Raw genomic sequence first — 19,397 nt, 5'->3', positions numbered from 1 at the left:
CCGCCCAGGGCGCGAATCACTTCGGTGGCTTCGCGCCCAGCTTGTCCCACATCCGCTTGCTGATCTTCTGCCGATTGGCGTAACCGGCCCAGGGGTCGTCCTTTAAATCCTGCAAACGTTCATGCAGGTTGGCTACGGTCCATTGCTGGGCACCGCGCAACCCACTCAACTCGTCCCGACTGACCGGTACCGAAACCGGCAGGCCTGGTCGCGCACGCACGGAGTAAGCCGCAACGGTGCTGGCGCCCCGACTGTTACGCAGATAGTCGATGAAGATTTTGCCCACGCGGTTTTTCGGGCCGCTGGTGGCGGTAAAGCGCTCGGGCAACTGGCGGGTCATGAATTCGGCGATGGCTTTGGCGAAGGCTTTGACGCTGTCCCAGTTATCTCGCCGCGCCAGCGGTACGATCAGGTGCAGGCCTTTGCCACCGCTGGTTTTGGCGAAGGCTTGCAGGCCCAGTTCGTCCAGCACCGACAGGGTCAGTTGCGCCGCTTCCAGCATGGACTTCCAGGGCAAGGCGGGGTCCGGGTCGAGGTCGAGCACGAACAGGTCCGGGGTGTCGATCTTGTCGGTGGTGGCGCCCCAGGTGTGCAGCTCGACCGTGCCCATCTGCACGGCGCCGACCAATGCATCCGTGGAGTCTATTTCCATCAGGCGCGCATGGCTGGGATCCAGCGCCTGGTCCAGTTGCTTGATGTGCGGGATCGTCATGCGTTCGACGTGCTTCTGGAAGAACTGCTCGCCTTCGATGCCCTCCGGCGCCCTGAGCAGTGAGACGGGCCGGTTGCGCAGGAAGGGCAGGATCCAGGGGCTGATGTCGGTGTAGAACTGCGCCAGTTGCTGCTTTTGCGTGCCGCTCTGCGCATCGATCACGCGATCAGGGTGGGTGATTTTCGTGGATTTCACGGGTTTTGCGTCCTTCTCGGTTTTTTTCGCCTTGGGCGCCTTGACCGATTTGGCCGTGCGCGGCAGTTCGTGAATGATCTGCTCAGCCGGTTTGTCGGTACGCATGCCCACAAACGCCGCCTGGCGTACCACGCCTTCGCGGGTCCATTCAGCAAATTGCACTTCACCGACCAGGCTCGGCTCGACCCAGTGCACGCCTCGCGCCTGAGCGCTGGTCAACGGCTTTTGCAAGGGCGAGTCTTTGCGCTCAAGCGCCGTGAGTTGGGCGTAGATGGACTTGAGCGAGGCCTGGTCGAAGCCGGTGCCCACGCGCCCGGCGTATACCAGCCCGGTATCGTCGTTGACCGCCAGCAGCAGTGCGCCGAACCCGGTGCGTGAACCCTGGGGGCGGGTGTAACCGACGATCACGAATTCCTGGCGCAAGCGGCATTTGAGCTTGATCCAGTCAGCGCTGCGACGGGAGACGTAGGGGCTGCCGGCACGCTTGCCAATCACGCCTTCCAACGCCAGGTCGCAGGCGCTTTCGAAAATGTCACGGTGGTTGGCGGCAAAGGCTTCGGAAAAGCGCAGCAGCTTGCTCTTGCTGGCCGACAGCGCCGATTTGAGTGCGGCGCGACGGTCTTCAACCGGATCTTCCCGCTGATCGCGGCCGTTCAGGAAGGGCGCATCGAACAAGTAGTAAACGATGTCGAGGCTGCGGCCGATGTCGAAGGCATTCTGCAACGCCTGGAAATCCGGCAACCCGTCGCCGTTGAGGCTGACCACTTCGCCATCGAGCCAACTGTCCTTGAGCTTGAGCGCTTCCAGGGCTTTGGCCTGGCGCGGCAGGCGCTCGGTCCAGTCATGCCCATTGCGGGTGAACAGGCGCACCTCGCCGTCGCGGATGCGCGCCATGATGCGGTAACCGTCGAACTTGATTTCGTATAGCCAATCACCTTCAGGTGCACGGTCAACCAGGGTCGCCAGTTGCGGAGGAAACAGCTCGGGCACGGCGGCGGCCTGCTTGCGCGTGGTGGCCTTGGGGGCTGCTTTGGTTTTGGCGGGCGTTTTGGCCTTGGCCTTGGGTTTGGGTTTGCCGACTACGGCATCGCTGAGCACGCTGGCAGGTTCGGCCTGGACGATATCGTATTCGGCGCTGGGCCGTGCCTGCTGGTCCTTTTCCTTGATCAGCAGCCATTGCTCCTTGTCGCCGCTGCCCCTGAGCCGGGTGCGCACCAGGGTCCAGTCGCCGGAGAGTTTTTCGCCGATCAGGCTGAACTTGAGTTTGCCGGCCGCATAGGCCTTGTGCGGGTCGTCGTGGGGTTGCCAGATGCCGCGGTCCCACACGATGACATCCCCGGCGCCGTATTGGCCGGCCGGGATACTGCCCTCAAAGCCGCCGTAACTCAGGGGATGGTCCTCGACGTGGACCGCCAGGCGCTTCTGGCTCGGGTCCAGGCTTGGGCCTTTGGGCACCGCCCAGCTCAACAGTACGCCATCCAGTTCCAGGCGAAAGTCATAGTGGAGGTTACGCGCATCGTGCTTCTGGATCACAAAGCTCAGGGCCGAGGCTTTGCGTTTGGAAGCAGGTGACTCGCCGGCGGGCTCGGCGGTGATGCCGAAGTCGCGTTTGCGGTTGTACTCGCTCAGGGGCTTTGCCATGTCGTTCTCCAGCCAATGGCCGACTCAAGAAGCCTTTTTGTTGGATTTTTTCGCGGGGGCTTTCTTTGCCGCAGGTTTGCCCGCCAAGCTGCGCTTGAGCAGTTCCGTCAGGTCGATCACATCGGCGGACTTGCGCTCTTCGCTGCCCTCGGTCGATTCCACGTCTTCGATCTTGCCTTCCTTGGCCTTTTTCTCCACCAGGGCCATGATCTTTTCCTGGAAGGTGTCGCGGTATTCATCGGGTTGCCAGTCGGCGCTCATGTCTTCCACCAGGCGCTTGGCCATGTCCAGCTCACCCTTGGCCAGGGTCGGTTTGATCACATCCTCGCCCAGTTCCAGCGCGTCCAGGCTGCGCACCTCGGCGGGCCAGCGCAGCATCACCAGCACCAGCGCCGACTCCAGCGGCATCAACGCGGCCAGGTGCTGCTTGGTGTGCAACACCACATTGGCCAGGGCGACCTTGCCGGTTTTTTTCAGGGCTTCGCGCAGTAGCGCATAGACTTTGCCGCCGCGTTTGTCCGGGGCGAGGAAGTAGGGCGTGTCGATGTTCTGCAGGGGGATCTGGTCGCTGTCGACGAAGGCGATGATTTCGACGGTCTGGGTCGACTTGGGGTGGGCTGAGCGGATTTCATCCTCGCTGAGCACCACGTAGCGGCCTTTTTCAAAGGCGACACCCTTGACGATATTTTCCTTGGTTATTTCCTTGCCCGTGGTCTTGTTGATGCGCTTGTAGCCCACCGGGTCCATGCTGCGTTTGTCCAGCCAGTCGAAGTCGACGCCTTGGGAAGAGGTGGCCGACACCAGCGACACCGGGATGTGAACCAAGCCGAAACTGATGGCGCCTTTCCAGATTGCCCGGGGCATAAGTACGTCTCCTAAAATAAGCCTGTGTTCTGGTGACTCGTGGGTCTGGGCAAAAGTTTCGGCGAGCGGATACTCGGACAGATCGTGTTACACCTGATGAGAAACTATTTAATGTCGTCATACGAACCCCTGAGGTAGCGTGTTATCGAAAGCACGTGTACTCGGCAAAGAGAGGCATCGTCATGAATCGTTATGTGCGTCATCTTGCAGCGCTGGCGTTGGGCCTGGCCCTGGTTCCCCTGGTCCAGGCGCAAACCCTGCCGGGGCGTTACGACACCAATAACAGCCCTATTCACCGGGCCAACCCCAACAGCATGCAGGGCACCCAGCCCAATGCGCCGGCCGTTCGCGGTATTCAGACCGCGCCGACCAACCCCCGGCCTACCGTGGAAAACCGCGGCATCGGCAACAGCTATCCCCAGCGCGACGCCGCGCCCAGTCGCCCGACCCCCGAAACCAAAGCTCCCACCTATGATGCCAACGGCAATCGCCGGTAAGGATCCGTCTTATGTTTCTACGCAAAACCCTGCTAGCCGCTATTTGTGCAACCGCGCTGCTGCCATTGGCGGCGGTTCACGCCGCTGATGCCCGGCAATTTCCCAGTGAGCAAGGCAGCATCACGGCCACGCCGATTGCCAAGGGTTTGAATCACCCCTGGGCGGTGGCATTCCTGCCGGACAAGCAAGGCTTTCTGGTGACCGAGCTACCCGGCCATCTGCGCTTCGTCAGCCCTGACGGCAAGCTTTCCGCGCCGTTGACGGGCGTGCCGCAGGTGTGGGCCAAGGGGCAGGGCGGTTTGCTTGACGTGGTGCTGTCACCCGACTTCAAGCAGGACCGCATGGTGTACCTGGCGTACGCCGAAGGCGGCGGCGAGGACGGCAAGGCCGGAACCGCCGTGGGGCGAGGGCGCTTGGCTGATGACTTGAGCGGCCTGAAGGATTTTCAGGTCATCCTGCGCCAGGAACCGAAGCTGTCCACCGGCAATCACTTCGGCTCGCGCCTGGCGTTTGACCGTGACGGCTACCTGTTCGTGACCCTGGGCGAAAACAATGTGCGGCCCACGGCCCAGGACCTGGACAAGCTTCAAGGCAAAGTGGTGCGCATTTATCCGGATGGCCGCGTGCCCGACGATAACCCCTTTGTCGGTCAGCCAGGGGTACGTCCCGAGATCTGGTCCTACGGCCAACGTAACCCCCAGGGGCTGGCGTTGAACCCGTGGAGTGGCACGATCTGGGAAAACGAACATGGACCACGTGGCGGTGATGAAATCAACATCATCGAGCGTGGCAAGAATTACGGCTGGCCGTTGGCGACCCATGGCATCAACTACTCCCTCACGCCGATTCCCGAGGCCAAGGGCAAGACGGCCGAAGGCACGGTGGCGCCGCACCACGTGTGGGAGAAATCACCGGGGATCAGCGGCATGGCGTTCTACGACGCCGATCGTTTCAAGGCATGGCAGCACAACCTGTTTATCGGCGCGTTGGCCAGCAAGGAGCTGATTCGGTTGCAGTTCGATGGCGACAAGGTCGTGCATGAGGAGCGCTTGCTGGGTGACTTGAAAGCGCGGATTCGCGATGTGCGGCAAGGGCCGGATGGCTATCTGTATGTGCTGACGGATGAGGACGATGGGGTGCTGTATCGCGTTGGGCTGAACCAGGACTGAGTAACCGCCGCGCTCTCGCTTGGGAGTGCAGCCCCTGAGGCTCGGCGTCACGCGTGCACTGGCGGGACGCGGAGCGTCCTTGGAGGCATCCCCACGCGGAGCGTGGGGACGATCCTTCGGGGTTACAGGCCCAGGTCGGACAAGCCCGGATGATCATCCGGGCGGCGCCCCAGCGGCCAGTGGAACTTGCGTTCGCTTTCCTTGATTGGCAGGTCGTTGATGCACGCAAAACGGTTGGCCATCAGGCCGTTATCGTCGAACTCCCAGTTTTCATTGCCGTACGAACGAAACCAGTTGCCGGAATCATCGTGCCATTCGTAGGCATAGCGCACGGCGATGCGGTTGCCAGTGAACGCCCACAACTCCTTGATCAGTCGGTAATCCAGCTCTTTGGCCCATTTGCGCGTGAGAAAACCCTTGGCTTCTTCGCGGTTATGGGCGAACTCGGCGCGGTTGCGCCACTGGGTGTCCAGCGTATAGGCCAGTGAAACCCGCTGTGGGTCACGGGAGTTCCAGCCGTCTTCGGCCAGGCGCACTTTTTCGATGGCCGACTCGCGGGTAAAGGGTGGCAGCGGCGGGCGTACTTCTGCGTTGGATGACATAAAGCGGCTCCTGAAAAGTCATGAAAGTGCAGCGAAAGTTGTTCAAAGCCCCAACAGCGTGCGCGCCATCGCTTGCGCGTTATCGGCAGACGTTGTATCGCCCATCACCAGGGCAACGGTGATGGCGCCATCGATCAGGATCAGCAGCTGTGCGGCCTGGCGCTGCGGGTCGGGAGTGCCATGTGCGTGACACAGTTCAAGTGCGTACTCGAACAGTTTTTGCTTGTGAGCCTTGGCCAGCAGGCGGACCGGGGAGCGCGCATCGCCGGTTTCGCCGCTGGTATTGATAAAGGCGCAGCCACGAAAGTCCGCCGAGCCGAACCAGCTTTTCAGGGCGCTGAACAGCGCCAGCAGGCGTTCGCCGCTGTCTTCACGGCGCTCAACTTCAGTACGCAGCCAGCGCATCCAGCGTTCGTCGCGTCGCTGCAGGGCAGCGATCACCAGCTCATCCTTGTTGGTGAAATAGCGATAGATGCTTTTTCGCGAGACACCCGCGGTTTTTACCAGCAGGTCCATGCCGGTGGCAGCGATGCCGTGCCGATAAATCAGCTTCTCGGTCACGTCGAGAATAATGTCGCGGGTTTCGTTGTTTGTGATTTCGTTCATGCTTACTAAAGTAGAACGATCATTCTTCTTGGTCAACGGGTATTTTTCCGTGCGCGGTGACGAGACCTGAGTCCCCCCATGGTGTAAGCTCTGGGCCTCTTCGGATTCGACCCATTGCGAGCCTTATGCCGTCGTTCTTCAAACGCTCCCTGTTGCCCAAATTGCGCGGTTTCCCACTGTCTGCCGATGCCATCGAGGTGCTGCCCAGCGCCGATGCCTATCGTCGCTGCCTGCTGGAGAAAATCTCCCAGGCTACCCGGCGCATCTACATCGTTGCGTTGTACTTGCAGCAGGACGAAGCGGGGCAGGAGATTTACGACGCACTGCACGCCGCCAAGGCTGCGCGACCGGCGTTGGAGATCGTGGTGATGGTGGACTGGTTGCGCGCCCAGCGTGGCTTGATTGGCGCCGGCAAACAGCCCGGCAACAGCGCCTGGTACCAGGCCATGACCCAGAGCCACGCCAGTGAAGTGCCGGTGTATGGCGTGCCGGTGCAAACCCGCGAGCTGTTTGGCGTATTGCACCTCAAGGGCTTTGTGATCGATGACACGGTGGTCTACAGCGGCGCCAGCCTGAACAACGTGTACCTGCACAAGTTCGACAAATACCGCTTCGACCGTTATCACCTGATCCACAGCCAGGTGCTGGCCGATTCCATGCAGCACCTCGTGGAGCATGGCCTGATAGCGTCCAAGGCGGTGCATCGCCTCGACCTGCCCAACCCGCCCACCACCCGCAGCCTGCGCAACGACATCGGCGACCTGCGCAGCCGCCTCAAGCATGCGGCGTATGACACCAGCGCCGGGCAGTTGCCCAATGGGCAGCTGCAAGTCAGCCCATTACTTGGCGTGGGCAAGAACAACCCGCTCAGCCGGGTCATCCTGGAGCTGATCGCCAGCGCCCAGCAGCAACTGACCATCTGTACGCCGTACTTCAACCTGCCGCTGCCGGTGACTCGGGAGATCAACCGCGCCCTGGCGCGCGGGGTGAAGATCGACATCATCGTCGGCGACAAGACCGCCAACGATTTCTACATTCCGCCCAGCGAACCCTTCAAGGTGATCGCCGCGTTGCCTTATCTGTATGAAATCAGCCTGCGTCGCTTTGCCAAGCGCCATCAGCCGATGATCGACAGCGGCCAGCTGAACCTGCACCTGTGGCATGACGGCGATAACAGCTATCACCTTAAAGGCATGTGGGTGGACGAGCGCTACACCTTGCTGACCGGCAACAACCTCAACCCCAGAGCGTTCCGCCTCGACCTGGAAAACGCCTTGCTGATCGACGACCCCAAGGGCGAATGGTTGGCGCCGCGTGCGCAAGAGCTTGCGCATATTTTCCAGCACACCACGTGCATTGCCGGCTACCAGCACTTGCAGACCCTGGCGGACTACCCGGCGGCGGTGGGCAAGTTTTTGCGCCGGGTCAGCCGGGTCCGCATCGAGCGGCTGCTCTACCGGATTCTGTAAAACCACCTGGCAAAAAAACACCCAGGCGCCGAAAGGGATTCACTGTAGGAGCGAGCTTGCTCGCGAAAAACGTCCAGGCAACGCGTTCATTCTGGATAAACGCGGAGACCTTTAGTTCTTCGCGAGCAAGCTCGCTCCTACAAAAAGCTCTAACTGATTGGCATCAGGGCCTGGGTGTTTTTTGTGCGGGCTTAGTTCAGGCCCAGCTTGCCGCGCAGCATCGACAGGTCTTCAGCCAGGGTATTGACCGGACCCACCAGGGCCTTGCGGTCGTTATCCTTGACCTTGTCGTAGGTCTCAAAGCCACCGTCCGCGGTCTTGTACTTGGCCAGGATCTTGTCCACGGTGGCGAAGTTCTTGTCGACCTTGGCCAGAAACCCCTTGTCTTGTTGGTCGATCTGGCCACGGAACAGGTCGACGATTTTCTTCGCGCCGTCGATGTTGCCCTGGAAGTCGTACAAGTCGGTGTGGCTGTAGCGGTCTTCTTCGCCGGAAATCTTGGTCGCGGCAACTTCTTCAAGCAGTGCTGCGGCACCTCCTACGACTTTTTCCGGTGGGAAGGTCAGGCCGTCCACCCGGGTTTTCAGGTCCAGCACGTCGCTGTTGAGCTTGTCGGCGAGGGCGTCCAGGCCCTGGGTGGTGTTCTCCGAGAACAGGCTGTACTCGATGCGGTGAAAGCCAGTGAAGTCTTCGGCCTTCACGCCTTTTTCGTGATCGTCGACACGCGAATCGATAGAGGCGTCGAGGTCGCTGAACAGCTCGGCGATCGGCTCGATGGACTCATAGTGCACACGGGTCGGCGCATAGAGCTTCTTGGCGGTGGCCAGGTCGCCTTTTTTCACCGCGGCGGTGAAGGCCTGGGTTTGGGTGACCAATTCACCGATCTCTTCGGTGACGTAGATCTTGTAGTCCGACACCGGACCTACCAGGTCCAGTGGCGCCGTGGCGGCAAAGGCGGCCAGCGGTGAAAGGGTCATCAGCAACGACAACGCGAGGGTCGACTTCTTCATGGGACGGTATCCGCTCTGAGTTTGTTTTAGGTATGGGCAGTGGTGTGAGGGTGCGTTGCCGCAAGCAGCGTGCGCCCGATGAAGTCATCAGGCCCCGTGACCCCCGGCAAGGTGAAGAAATAGCCGCCGCCGACGGGCTTGAGGTATTCCTCCAGGGGCTCACCGTTGAGCCGGGTCTGCACGCTGATAAAGCCTTTCTCCAGGTCAGCCTGGTAGCAAATGAACAACAGCCCCATGTCCAGCTGACCGTTCTTGTTGACGCCGTTGGAGTAGTTGAACGGCCGGCGCAGGATCAGGTTGGCCTGGGTCTGCGGGGTGCGCGGGTTGGCCAGGCGGATGTGCGCATCGAGCTTGGTCAATTTGCCTTCCGGGTCCTTGCTGTAGTCCGGGACCTGGGATTCGCGGGTGCCATCCATCGGCGCCCCGGTGGGTTTGACGCGGCCGATGATGCTTTCCTGCTCCTGCAGTGGGGTGCGGTCCCAGCGCTCCACAAAGTTGCGGATGATGCGCACGGCCTGGTAACTGCCATGGGCGGCCCAAGCGGGTTCGTCGCTGCCGCTCTGGACCCAGACGATCCGGTCCATGGCCGTAGCGTCGTTGGAGTCGGGGTTGGCCGAACCGTCGCGAAAGCCCAAAAAGTTGCGCGCACTTTGTGCCGGCTCACCGGGTTTGGCCGGCGCCTGGGGCGGCACGCTGCCTTCCTGTTTCCAGCGCACCAGCAGCAGGTCAGGCAGGTTCTTCACGATGTCGCGCAGCGCGTGGATATTGGTGTCCGGGGTGTTGGAGCTGAACTGCAGGCTCAGGTCACCATGGCACTGCGCCGGTTCCAGCGCATCGTTGGGGAAGCCGACCATGCGAATCAGGCGCTTGGGTTTGGCAGCGCCGAGGCCGAAGCGCTCATCGAACAGTGACTCACCCACCGAGACGGTGATGGTCAGGTTATCCGGCGTGACCACGGGGCCTAGGATGCCGGAGTCGGTGGGCGGCAGTTTCGGGTCGACTTGCGGCACGGTGCCGCCGGTCATCAGGAAGGCGATGCGTTCGTTCAAGATGCGAAACAGGCGCTCCAGGTCGTCACGGTCGCTGGCCAGCACGTCGAATGCCACGACCATGCCGCAGGCCGGACGCGGGGTGACGATACCGCTTTGGTGCTTGCCGAAAAACGCCTGGTGGTCCTGGGTCTTGTCACTGCGCGGCGCGGTGGTGACTTGTTCGGCGGCGGCCGCCATGGCCGGGCAGGTCAGGGTGCTGCCGGCAATGGCCGCACCCGTGGCGGCCATGCCCAGCAGGACACGGCGGCGTTGGAGGTCAAATTGTGCTGAATCACTCATGTGTGCGGTCGTCTTCACTGCAGGCCGGAAAGGCCAAGGGCGGGGTCGATTCCATCGAGTGCGGCGGCCAGTGCCTTGGCCTTTTCGCTGATCTGCTTACGCTGATCGGCGGTCACGCGGTCATAGGTGGCATAGCCCTGGTCGGCCTTCAAGCCCTTGAGTTCGGCATCGAAGGCGGCGAGGGCGCTGTCGACTTCAGGCAGCAGGTCGGCAGCGGACTTGGTCAACAGCGGCCGCATCAGCTCGACGACCTTGTGTGCAACCTCCAGGTTGGCGGCGAAACCGTTAAGGTCGATGTGGCTGTAGCGTTCCTCTTCACCGCTAACGGCGCGACCATCCGCCAGGCTGTTGAGGTTGCGCACCACGATGCTCACCAGTTGCTCCGGTGGCAGCGATTGGGCGAGCAGTTGTTGCTTGAGGGTGGTGACGTCTGTCAGCAGACGCTGGGCAATCGGCGCCAGGCCGTCGAGGCTGCGCTGCTGGAACAGGCTGTATTCCAGGCGGTGGAAGCCACTGAAGGCCGGATCCTGCTCACGTTTTTCGAAGTAATCGGCGCGCGCATTGATCGCGTTGTCCAGCTCAGCCAGGCGTTGCGCTGCCGGCGCCAAACGTTGGTAGGCTTCGCGAGCCGGCACATACAGGGCCTGGGCCTGGGCGAGATCGCCGGCATCGATCGCCTGTTGCAGCGCGGTGACTGCCTTGACCAGTGCACTGCCTTGGCTGCTCAGGTAAACCCGGAACTCCGACAGCGGCCCGATAAACGCCACCATCGACGGCTTGGCCTTGGCTTGGGCGTCGGACTGTGCAGTGGGCGTGACATGCAAGGTGCCACGCGGGTTGCTCAGCAGGCCGCAGGTGATCGCGTAGTCGCCGGGCAGCAGGTTGGCGTTGATCACCTGGCTCAGGCCCGGCGCGATATTTTCCCGCTCTTCGACGACCAGAACGCCATCAAGGATTTCCCATTCCACCGCGCGGTCGGAGCGGTTGATGATGCGAAAACTCGCACGGCCGGCGGGTACCGTCAGTTCGTTTGGTTCACAGGCGTGGCCATGAATGGTCACCCCGATTTCATCATGGTTGGCCTGGCGCTTGCTGGCCGCCAGTTGCGAGGCGTAATAGAACAGGCCACCGGCGGCGATCATCACGACCACCGAGCCAGCCACTGCCCAGCGCAGGGCGCGGGGTGGCGAAGCCGGTTGAGGGGTTGGGTTGGACAAGGTACGGTCCTTACTGGCTGGAAACGGAAGAAGGTGCGGCAGCCGGCTTGGGCGGCGCGGCGGGCAGGAAGAACATCACCAGGGCCACCACCAGATAAATCAGGTAGGCGCCCAGGGTGCTGACGGTCGGTGCTTCCTGATAGCCGAACATGCCGGCGAGTACCGAACCCAGCGGGCTGTCCATGGGCAGCGCGGCGCTGAAGTCGAACAGCACGGTTTGCAGGTGGTTCCATACGCCCGCTTCGTGCAGGGCTTGCACCGAGTTGGCGAGGATGCCGGCGGCCACCACGAGGATGAACAGGCCAGTCCAGCGGAAAAACGCAGCGAGGTTCAGGCGCATGCTGCCGGTGTAAATGAGGAAGCCGACGATGATCGCCAGAATCAGGCCGAGCAGGGCGCCTATCGGTGCGCCTGGGCCTTCGCTCTGCTGGAACACCGCGAGCAGGAAGAACACGGTTTCCAGGCCTTCACGGGCCACAGCGAAAAACACCATCAGGATCAGCGCGGTCACCTGATGCCTGGAACCGGCCAATGCGTGGTCCAGGGATTGATGCAGGGAGTGCTTGATCGACCGCGCCACCTTGCGCATCCAGAACACCATGGAACTGAGGATGCCCACTGCGACCAGCCCGACAATGCCTTCGAACAGTTCCTGCTGCTTTTGCGGGAACTCGGCGCTGACCAGTTCCAGGCCACCGCCCACCAGCAGGGCCAGCGCAGCGGCGAGAAACACGCCGATCCACACAGCAGGCATCCACTGGCCGCGCCCGGTCTGTTGCAGGTAGCTGGCGATGATCCCGACGATCAACGCCGCTTCAATGCCTTCGCGCAGCATGATTAAAAAAGGAACGAGCATCGGGCACCAGGGCGTAACTAGATAGGAAGCTAAGTTGTAACATAATGATACTCATTGCTAAACAAGAAATATTGACCTTTGCTGAACCTGGGCTGAACGGTGGTGGCGAAGGGCAACCGCCCTTATCATGCAGGCCATAAACCGCAGCCGGATCGAGCAACACCCCATGTCGGAAAAAGACACCATCTCCATTCACCTCGTACGCGAAGCGCTGTTGCAGAGCTGCGCGCCGGGAGCGGCCACCGTTGAGGCGTTGAGCAAAGTCGGAATTGACCCGCTGTTGCTGGAACAGCCCAGCGCGCGCGTAGCCGCCACGGCTTATGCGCGGTTGTGGCGCTTGCTGGCGCGACGTCTGGACGATGAATTCTTCGGCATGGACCCGCGCAAGCTCAAATCCGGCAGCCTCGCGTTTTTGTGTCGCGCCGCGCTGGCACAGCCCAGCCTGGTGGCCGGCCTGGAAACCGGTCTGGATTTCCTGTCGCTGATGCTCGAGCGCATGCCTGCCCAATTGGTACGCCAACAAAGCCTGGCGGAAATCGTGTTGCTCGAGCCTGAGCCCGAGGCCAAGCGCGCGTTCACCTATTTCACCTATTGGATGATCGTTCACGGCGTCGCCTGCTGGCTGGCGGGGCGGCGCATCCCGATCCTGGCCATCGAACTGCGCTGCGCACGGCCGGATTTTTGTGATGATTACCAGGTGATGTTTTCAGACAATCTGCGCTTCGATCGGCCACGCACCCGCATGATCTTTTCCGCCGAATGCCTGGATCTGCCGATCAAACGAACCCCACAGGAACTGCAACGTTTCCTCAGCCAGGCGCCGGCCAATATCCTGGTCAAATACCGCGACCCGCAAAGCCTTGCCAGCCGTATCAAGCATGACCTGCGCCAGATGCCGCCCAACACCTGGCCTGAGACCGAAGGCCTGGCGACCACGCTGTGCATCTCTGCGTCCACCTTGCGCCGCCGCCTGGCGGAAGAGGGCCAGACGTATCAAGGGCTCAAGGACAGCGTGCGCAAGGAGTTGGCGATAGTGTGGCTGGCGGAGCCGCAGATCAGCTTTGCGCAGATTGCCGAGCGGTTGGGGTTTGCCGATACGAGTTCGTTTTATAAGGCGTTTCGTAAGTGGAGCGGGTCGAATCCGGGGCATTATCGGAGTTTGATTTTGAATGAAATAACGCCGGAGACATAACACTGGTGCGGGACTAGGAAATAACTGACTAATTCCTACTGCTTGGTATGACGGAGCGGTCCTTCTAGTCTTTAGGATGCGACTGGCATACGTGGTGCAAAAGATCGTGCACCGTTTCAACCACGGTCTTACTTCGTGATTCTTTGCAAATTACATCCTGATGTCGCTGTGATGACTGGCAATAATGAGCCGGACATCAATATTGAGTAAGCCGTACACGTCGAGGTGTTAATCAACCTACGTAGGTGAGCTTATGAGCAGTTTTATTGCATTACCTTTCGCGGCATTGATATTGGTGTCCGCTCAGACATCGGCACTGTGCCTGAATATCTCTGAAAGCTTTAGCGGCACGATAGAACCAGAAGCCGAAACTACCGCCCATGGACCGTTCACCATAACGAGCAGTAATGGGTGCTCCAATGCAAATATCGAGGCAATGATTTCACCCGGTGGCGCAGGAAGAGCCCCGCAAATTTCCATTGAGCAAGAAGTAGGTTCTTCCTGGCGAACGGTAGCAGCTAACCCCCTGTCGCCTCGTACATCTTGGCTGGGACCTTTAGGCACATATCGAGTGAGGGTATACAACCCGGATGCTCAACCCAAGCCTTATTCGGGTACTGCCAGATACGGACGCTGAGTAGCAAGGACGGCAGTGTGTCAGGGCTCTCTGGCACACTGCAGCCGTGCCGCATGATTTCAAATCAGGCAAGCTCCTCTACCGACAAGTCATCTTTTGAAGAATGTGCAAAATACGCGAGTGCGTTAATCGCACGGTTAGCATCCACCATTCCCTGTATATACTCTGGGATACCTTGCGAGCGTGCAACATCAGGTCTGCTTTTCACAAATCCAAGGTAGTCATCAAGTTTTTCGTCGAACAGAGCAATAGCGTTGAATTTCACATGCGTATTCGTTTGCCGACCTTCGGCATCGGACGCGCCGTCTCCAGATATAAACATACGAAAAGCCTGTTCATCGATAATTTTGCTATCGAACAATCGCCTCCCAACCTGTTTAAGCTCATCGGTGCTGATTGACGTCATGTCGTAGTTTTTTAAAAACGCTTTCAAGTCTGCCAGCTGGCCTTGCTGCCACATTCGCAGTTCGTCAATTGCTTTGGACTCTTCACTGATAGTGAACGTATTCGTTATCTTCTCCGGGTTCTTGATTACGAATGCATTCGTCTGCTGGGAAATTACGTTGGGTATGGTCACTCTCATGTCCATGCTCGTCTCCATATACAGTAAAAGTACATTCTGTTATCGACCCCCTGCGACGCACATTGAATTCATTTGGATATTTGGGAAGTTTCTGACAGATAAGGATTGCCGACATAAAAATGTTGTTCATTAACCCAAGCCAAAAAAAAGCCCCATGACCGAACCGATCACAGGGCTAAAAATTGGCTGGATGCGACCAACCAAAGGAGCTCTTCACATCACTTGGCGCTAGCGACCACCGTATCCGGCTGCCAGCCACCGCCCAGCGCCTTGTAGATCGCGACGATGCCGCGATACAAGTCCACTTCTGCCTGGGCCTGGGAGTCTTCGGCGGCCAGGCGCTCACGCTGGGCGTCGAGCAGGACCAGGAAGTCCACGGTGCCTTCGCGGTAGCGGATTGCAGCCAGGTCGGCGGCGGCGCGGCTGGATTCGCTTTGGCGGATCAGCGAGACCAGGCGTTGCTGGCGCTTGCCGTAGTCGCTGAAGGCGTTTTCGGATTCTTCCAGGGCCAGCAACACTTGCTGCTCATAACTGGCCAGGGCGCCGTCGGCCTCGGCATCCGCGCCGCGCAGACGGGCGCGCACGCTGCCCAGGTCAAAGGCGGCCCAGGTGATGCTCGGGCCAAGGGCCCAGGCATTGGCGGCGGATGAGCCGATCTGCGAACCGCGCCCGGCGGTGAAGCCGAGGAAGCCACTGAGGCTGACCCGTGGGAACAGGTCGGCCTTGGCCACGCCGATCCGCGCGGTGGCGGCGGCCAGTTTGCGTTCGGCGCTGAGGATGTCCGGGCGCCGTTGCAGCAGTTGCCCCGGGTCGCCAATCGGCAGCGCCTTGGCAATTGCCGGCAGGTCTTTCGGGCTCAGGTCCACGCTGAGTTTGTCGGGACGCTGGCCGAGGAGGGTGGCGATGCGGTTACGCTCGCGCACTTGCTCGGCCTGCAGTTGCGGCACGCTGGCTTCCACCGACGCCAGGCGTGCATCGGCCCGTTCCACATCGAGCTGATCACCCACACCGGCATCGCGCAGGCTGACGGTGATGGCGCGCGATTCCTGCTGGTTCTTCAGGTTGTCCAGGGCAATGCGTTCACGCAGTTGCGCGCCACGCAGTTGGCCATAGGCGTCCACCAGTTCCGCGATCAGGGTGACTTGCAACTGGTACAAGTCAGCCTCGGCGGCCTGCTGGTCGGCGTCGGTGGCTTCCAGGTTGCGCTGGATGCGGCCGAACAGGTCCAGTTCCCAGGCCATGTCCAGGCCCAGGTCGTAACGCTCGCTGTTCACCCGCTTGGTGGTCTGGCCGGGGATTTGCCCCTTGGCCAGGTCACTGCTGGCGCGACTGGTAATCGTCGGCATGGCGTCATTGCTGGCGTCATCACGAATGGCCCGCGCCGCCCGCAGACGGGCAAAGGCTACGCGCAGGTCGCGGTTACCTTGCAGCGACTGGGTGACCAGCTGGTTGAGGGTCGGGTCCTCGAACTGCTGCCACCAGATACCTTCGAACTTGGCATGGTCATATTGCTTGGCATCGGCAGCGGCCGTGATATTGGCCGCCTCCGGGGTCTGGGTTTGGTAGTCCGGGCCTACGGCACAGGCGCTCAGCGCCAGTACCAGCAGGCTCGGCAGGAATACTTTCACGCTCATTGCTGTGTCTCCAGCTTCAAGGCCTTGGCCGCTTTGCGCGCCTCCTGGCGCTCCACATAGCGCCGGATCAGTACGTAGAACACCGGTGTCAGCAACAGACCGAAGAAGGTCACCCCGATCATCCCGGAGAACACCGCCACGCCCATCGCATGACGCATCTCGGCACCGGCACCGCTGGACAGCACCAGAGGCACCACGCCCATGATGAAGGCGAACGAGGTCATCAGGATCGGCCGCAGACGCAGGCGGCAGGCTTCCAGTACCGCGGCGAGCGGGTCGAGGCCTTCCTGCTGTTTATCCTTGGCGAACTCGACGATCAGAATCGCGTTCTTGCACGCCAGGCCCACCAGTACGATCAGGCCGATCTGGGTAAAGATGTTGTTGTCGCCGCCGGAGATGATCACCCCGGTGATGGCCGACAGCAGCGTCATCGGTACGATCAGGATCACCGCCAATGGCAGGCTCCAGCTTTCGTATTGGGCGGCCAGTACCAGGAATGCCAGCAGTACGCAGAGCGGGAACACGAACAGCGCGGTGTTGCCCGAGAGGATTTGCTGATAGGTCAGGTCGGTCCACTCGTAGGTCATGCCGTTGGGCAGTTCATCCTTGAGCAGCTTCTCAATCGCGGCCTGGGCCTGGCCCGAGCTGTAGCCCGGTGCGGCGTTGCCGTTGATTTCAGCGGTGATAAAGCCGTTGTAGTGCATCACGCGGTCCGGGCCCGAGGTGTCGCTGACCTTGATGAAGGTCGCCAGCGGGATCATCTCGCCTTTGTTGTTGCGCACTTTCAGCTGACCGATCTGATCGGAGTCCTGGCGGAACTGCTGCTCGGCCTGCACGTTGACCTGATAGGTGCGCCCAAAACGGTTGAAGTCGTTGGCATACAACGAGCCCAGGTAGACCTGCAGCGTGTCGAAGATGTCGCTGATCGCCACGCCGTGGGTCTTGGCCTTTTCACGGTCGATGGCAGCGTCGACTTGCGGCACGTTGACCGTGTAGCTGGTGAACAGACCGAACAGCTCAGGCACGTTGTGGCTCTTGGCGATGACGTTCTGCACTTCTTTATACAGCTCGTCATAGCCGAGGTTGCCACGGTCTTCGATCTGCAGGCGGAACCCGCCGATAGTGCCCAGGCCTTGTACCGGCGGCGGCGGGAAGATCGCCATGTAGGCTTCTTCGATGTTGCTGTATTGGCCGTTCAGTGCGCCGGCAATCGCCCCGGCGGACATGCTCGGGTCTTTGCGCTCATCGAAGGGTTTCAAGGTCACGAACACGATGCCGCTGTTCGGGCTGTTGGTGAACCCGTTGATCGACAGGCCTGGGAAGGCAATCGCGGCTTCCACGCCGGGTTGCTTCAGGGCAATCTCCGACATGCGTTTCATCACATTTTCAGTGCGGTCCAGGCTCGCGGCGTCGGGCAACTGGGCGAAGGCCACCAGGTATTGCTTGTCCTGGGCCGGCACGAAACCGGTCGGGGTGTGGGCAAAGCCGAAGAAGGTCAGCACCATCAGGCCGGCGTACACGAACAGGGCGATACCGCTGCCGCGTATCACTCGGCGCACGGTACCCACGTAGCCATGGCTGGCTTTTTCGAAAAAGCGGTTGAAGGGACGGAACAGCCAGCCGCCGAACAGTTTGTCGAGGAACCTTGAGAAGCGATCCTTCGGCGCATCGTGACCACGCAGCAGCACGGCGGCGAGGGCAGGGGACAGCGTCAGCGAGTTGAACGCCGAGATCACGGTCGAGATCGCAATGGTCAGGGCGAACTGTTTGTAGAACTGGCCGGTCAAGCCGCTGATGAAGGCGGCCGGGATGAACACCGCACACAGCACCAGCGCCGTGGCGATGATCGGGCCGGTCACTTCACTCATGGCCTTTTCAGTGGCCGGGAACGGTTCCAGGCCCAACTCGATATTACGTTCGACGTTCTCCACCACCACGATGGCGTCGTCCACCACGATGCCGATGGCCAGTACCAGGCCGAACAACGACAGCGCGTTGAGTGAGAACCCGAACAGGTGCATCACCGCAAACGTACCGATCAGCGATACCGGCACCGCCACCAACGGGATGATCGAGGCGCGCCAGGTCTGCAGGAACAGAATCACCACCAGTACCACGAGGATCAGCGCTTCGAACAGGGTGTGCACCACCGCTTCGATGGAGCCGCGTACGAAGATGGTGGGGTCATAGGCGATGCGGTAATCCATGCCCGCCGGGAAGTTCTTTTTCAGCTCGGCCATCTTGCTGCGCACATCGTTGGAGATGTCGATGGCGTTGGAGCCTGGACGCTGGAAAATCGGAATCGCGACGGCGGGTTGGTTATCGATCAGCGAGCGCAGTGCGTATTGGCTGGAACCCAATTCGACCCGGGCGATGTCCTTGAGGCGGGTGATCTCACCGTTGGCGCCGGCGCGAATCACAATGTTCTCGAACTCTTCCTCGGTGACCAGGCGGCCTTGAGTGTTCACCGACAACTGGAAGCTGGTGTCACTCGGTGCAGGCTGTGCGCCCAAGGCACCGGCTGCCACCTGACGGTTCTGCTCACGGATCGCCGTGACCACATCGGTGGCGGTCAGGTTGCGTGAGGCGGTCTTGTTCGGGTCCAGCCAGACGCGCAGGGAGTAGTCGCCCATGCCGAACAGCTGCACATCGCCGACGCCACCCAGGCGAGCCAGCTCATCCTTGATATTGAGGATCGCGTAATTGGACAGGTACAGCATGTCGTAACGCTGATCCGGGGAAGTCAAGTGCACCACCATGGTCAGGTCGGGAGAGGCCTTGTCCACGGTGATACCGATGCGCGTCACTTCCTCAGGCAGTTTTGGCTGAGTGCGTGTCACGCGGTTTTGCACCTGCACCTGCGCGTTGTCCAGGTCGGTGCCCAGGGCGAAGGTGATGGTCAGGGTGAGCTTGCCGTCGGCGGTCGACTGCGAAGACATGTACAACATGTTCTCGACGCCGGTGATGGCTTGCTCCAGCGGCGCCGCCACGGTTTCGCCAATCACTTTCGGGTTGGCACCGGGGAAGTTGGCGCGGACCACCACGGTCGGTGGCACCACTTCCGGGTATTCGCTGATGGGCAGCTGGAACAGCGAGATCGCACCGGCAATCAGGATCAGCAGCGACAGCACCGCTGCGAAGATCGGCCGCGAAATGAAGAACTTGGAAAAATTCATCTTGAG

15 protein-coding genes are annotated in these 19,397 nt (G+C 60.8%); 4 read left to right on the top strand and 11 right to left on the bottom strand.

All coding sequences use genetic code 11. From position 1 onward, the window contains the following. Nucleotides 1–16: 16 nt before the first annotated feature. On the bottom strand, nt 17–2,548 hold the full coding sequence (gene ligD, locus SC318_RS14360) for a DNA ligase D (protein ID WP_320427311.1): 2,532 nt from the start codon (nt 2,546–2,548) through the stop codon (nt 17–19). A 24-nt stretch (nt 2,549–2,572) separates the two neighbouring features. Then, nucleotides 2,573–3,412, bottom strand: coding sequence for a non-homologous end joining protein Ku (locus SC318_RS14355; RefSeq protein ID WP_320427310.1), 840 nt, complete (start codon nt 3,410–3,412; stop codon nt 2,573–2,575). Nucleotides 3,413–3,594: 182 nt separating this feature from the next. Here SC318_RS14355 and SC318_RS14350 point away from each other — a divergent pair, with 182 nt between their 5' ends. Both SC318_RS14350 and SC318_RS14345 read left to right on the top strand, forming a co-directional pair. Further along, nucleotides 3,595–3,909 carry a hypothetical protein gene (locus tag SC318_RS14350; protein ID WP_320427309.1) on the top strand — a complete coding sequence of 105 codons (315 nt, stop codon included), beginning with the start codon at nt 3,595–3,597 and terminating at the stop codon, nt 3,907–3,909. Between the two features lie 11 nt (nt 3,910–3,920). Beyond that, the gene (locus SC318_RS14345; RefSeq protein ID WP_320427308.1) at nt 3,921–5,078 is read left to right on the top strand and encodes a PQQ-dependent sugar dehydrogenase; all 1,158 of its coding nucleotides are present in this window, start codon (nt 3,921–3,923) and stop codon (nt 5,076–5,078) included. Nucleotides 5,079–5,200: 122 nt separating this feature from the next. Here SC318_RS14345 and SC318_RS14340 read toward each other — a convergent pair whose 3' ends face one another. Both SC318_RS14340 and SC318_RS14335 read right to left on the bottom strand, forming a co-directional pair. Continuing rightward, nucleotides 5,201–5,680, bottom strand: a complete 480-nt coding sequence (locus SC318_RS14340) for a nuclear transport factor 2 family protein (protein WP_320427307.1) — start codon at nt 5,678–5,680, stop codon at nt 5,201–5,203. Between the two features lie 42 nt (nt 5,681–5,722). After that, nucleotides 5,723–6,286, bottom strand: a complete 564-nt coding sequence (locus SC318_RS14335; protein WP_320427306.1) for a TetR/AcrR family transcriptional regulator — start codon at nt 6,284–6,286, stop codon at nt 5,723–5,725. 125 nt (nt 6,287–6,411) lie between these two features. Between SC318_RS14335 and pssA the strand changes: the two genes are divergently transcribed. After that, nucleotides 6,412–7,755: a CDP-diacylglycerol--serine O-phosphatidyltransferase gene (gene pssA / locus SC318_RS14330; protein ID WP_320427305.1), complete on the top strand. Its 1,344-nt coding sequence runs from the start codon at nt 6,412–6,414 to the stop codon at nt 7,753–7,755. 191 nt (nt 7,756–7,946) lie between these two features. Here the strand turns inward: pssA and efeO (SC318_RS14325) are convergent, their stop codons facing one another. Genes efeO (SC318_RS14325) through efeU form a run of 4 tightly spaced genes read right to left on the bottom strand, consistent with a single transcriptional unit; the run spans nt 7,947 to nt 12,169 of the window. Then, complete coding sequence (gene efeO / locus SC318_RS14325; protein WP_320427304.1) at nt 7,947–8,765, bottom strand: iron uptake system protein EfeO; 819 nt, start codon at nt 8,763–8,765, stop codon at nt 7,947–7,949. Nucleotides 8,766–8,791: 26 nt separating this feature from the next. Then, nucleotides 8,792–10,096, bottom strand: coding sequence for an iron uptake transporter deferrochelatase/peroxidase subunit (gene efeB / locus SC318_RS14320; RefSeq protein WP_320427303.1), 1,305 nt, complete (start codon nt 10,094–10,096; stop codon nt 8,792–8,794). A gap of 14 nt (nt 10,097–10,110) precedes the next feature. Beyond that, the gene (gene efeO / locus SC318_RS14315) at nt 10,111–11,313 is read right to left on the bottom strand and encodes an iron uptake system protein EfeO (RefSeq protein ID WP_320427302.1); all 1,203 of its coding nucleotides are present in this window, start codon (nt 11,311–11,313) and stop codon (nt 10,111–10,113) included. Between the two features lie 10 nt (nt 11,314–11,323). Next, nucleotides 11,324–12,169 (bottom strand): iron uptake transporter permease EfeU, encoded by an 846-nt coding sequence (gene efeU / locus SC318_RS14310; protein ID WP_320427301.1) that lies wholly within the window; start codon nt 12,167–12,169, stop codon nt 11,324–11,326. A gap of 166 nt (nt 12,170–12,335) precedes the next feature. Here efeU and SC318_RS14305 point away from each other — a divergent pair, with 166 nt between their 5' ends. Continuing rightward, nucleotides 12,336–13,361, top strand: coding sequence for an AraC family transcriptional regulator (locus SC318_RS14305; protein ID WP_320427300.1), 1,026 nt, complete (start codon nt 12,336–12,338; stop codon nt 13,359–13,361). Nucleotides 13,362–14,062: 701 nt separating this feature from the next. On the opposite strand, the gene SC318_RS14300 is transcribed toward SC318_RS14305, so the two are convergent. The 3 genes from SC318_RS14300 to SC318_RS14290 form a co-directional block, all read right to left on the bottom strand. Next, nucleotides 14,063–14,587, bottom strand: coding sequence for a hypothetical protein (locus SC318_RS14300; RefSeq protein WP_320427299.1), 525 nt, complete (start codon nt 14,585–14,587; stop codon nt 14,063–14,065). 212 nt (nt 14,588–14,799) lie between these two features. Continuing rightward, a complete protein-coding gene (locus SC318_RS14295; RefSeq protein ID WP_320427298.1) occupies nt 14,800–16,215 on the bottom strand; it encodes an efflux transporter outer membrane subunit in 1,416 nt (471 codons plus the stop codon). Then, complete coding sequence (locus SC318_RS14290) at nt 16,212–19,391, bottom strand: efflux RND transporter permease subunit (protein WP_320427297.1); 3,180 nt, start codon at nt 19,389–19,391, stop codon at nt 16,212–16,214. Before SC318_RS14290 ends, SC318_RS14295 begins: the two co-directional genes overlap by 4 nt. Between the last annotated feature and the right edge of the window lie 6 nt (nt 19,392–19,397).

The organism is Pseudomonas sp. MUP55 (genome assembly GCF_034043515.1).
In the GTDB taxonomy this organism is placed as follows: Bacteria; Pseudomonadota; Gammaproteobacteria; order Pseudomonadales; family Pseudomonadaceae; genus Aquipseudomonas.
The sequence above is the reverse complement of the archived record's forward strand: the minus strand, read 5'-3'. Positions and strand labels throughout refer to the sequence as shown.

Bases quoted from the DNA above. Each gene is read 5' to 3' on its own strand.
- ligD (WP_320427311.1), bottom strand. From the start codon at position 2,548: ATGGCAAAGCCCCTGAGCGAGTACAACCGCAAACGCGACTTCGGCATC.
- SC318_RS14355 (WP_320427310.1), bottom strand. From the start codon at position 3,412: ATGCCCCGGGCAATCTGGAAAGGCGCCATCAGTTTCGGCTTGGTTCAC.
- SC318_RS14350 (WP_320427309.1), top strand. From the start codon at position 3,595: ATGAATCGTTATGTGCGTCATCTTGCAGCGCTGGCGTTGGGCCTGGCC.
- SC318_RS14345 (WP_320427308.1), top strand. From the start codon at position 3,921: ATGTTTCTACGCAAAACCCTGCTAGCCGCTATTTGTGCAACCGCGCTG.
- SC318_RS14340 (WP_320427307.1), bottom strand. From the start codon at position 5,680: ATGTCATCCAACGCAGAAGTACGCCCGCCGCTGCCACCCTTTACCCGC.
- SC318_RS14335 (WP_320427306.1), bottom strand. From the start codon at position 6,286: ATGAACGAAATCACAAACAACGAAACCCGCGACATTATTCTCGACGTG.
- pssA (WP_320427305.1), top strand. From the start codon at position 6,412: ATGCCGTCGTTCTTCAAACGCTCCCTGTTGCCCAAATTGCGCGGTTTC.
- efeO (WP_320427304.1), bottom strand. From the start codon at position 8,765: ATGAAGAAGTCGACCCTCGCGTTGTCGTTGCTGATGACCCTTTCACCG.
- efeB (WP_320427303.1), bottom strand. From the start codon at position 10,096: ATGAGTGATTCAGCACAATTTGACCTCCAACGCCGCCGTGTCCTGCTG.
- efeU (WP_320427301.1), bottom strand. From the start codon at position 12,169: ATGCTCGTTCCTTTTTTAATCATGCTGCGCGAAGGCATTGAAGCGGCG.
- SC318_RS14305 (WP_320427300.1), top strand. From the start codon at position 12,336: ATGTCGGAAAAAGACACCATCTCCATTCACCTCGTACGCGAAGCGCTG.
- SC318_RS14300 (WP_320427299.1), bottom strand. From the start codon at position 14,587: ATGGACATGAGAGTGACCATACCCAACGTAATTTCCCAGCAGACGAAT.
- SC318_RS14295 (WP_320427298.1), bottom strand. From the start codon at position 16,215: ATGAGCGTGAAAGTATTCCTGCCGAGCCTGCTGGTACTGGCGCTGAGC.
- SC318_RS14290 (WP_320427297.1), bottom strand. From the start codon at position 19,391: ATGAATTTTTCCAAGTTCTTCATTTCGCGGCCGATCTTCGCAGCGGTG.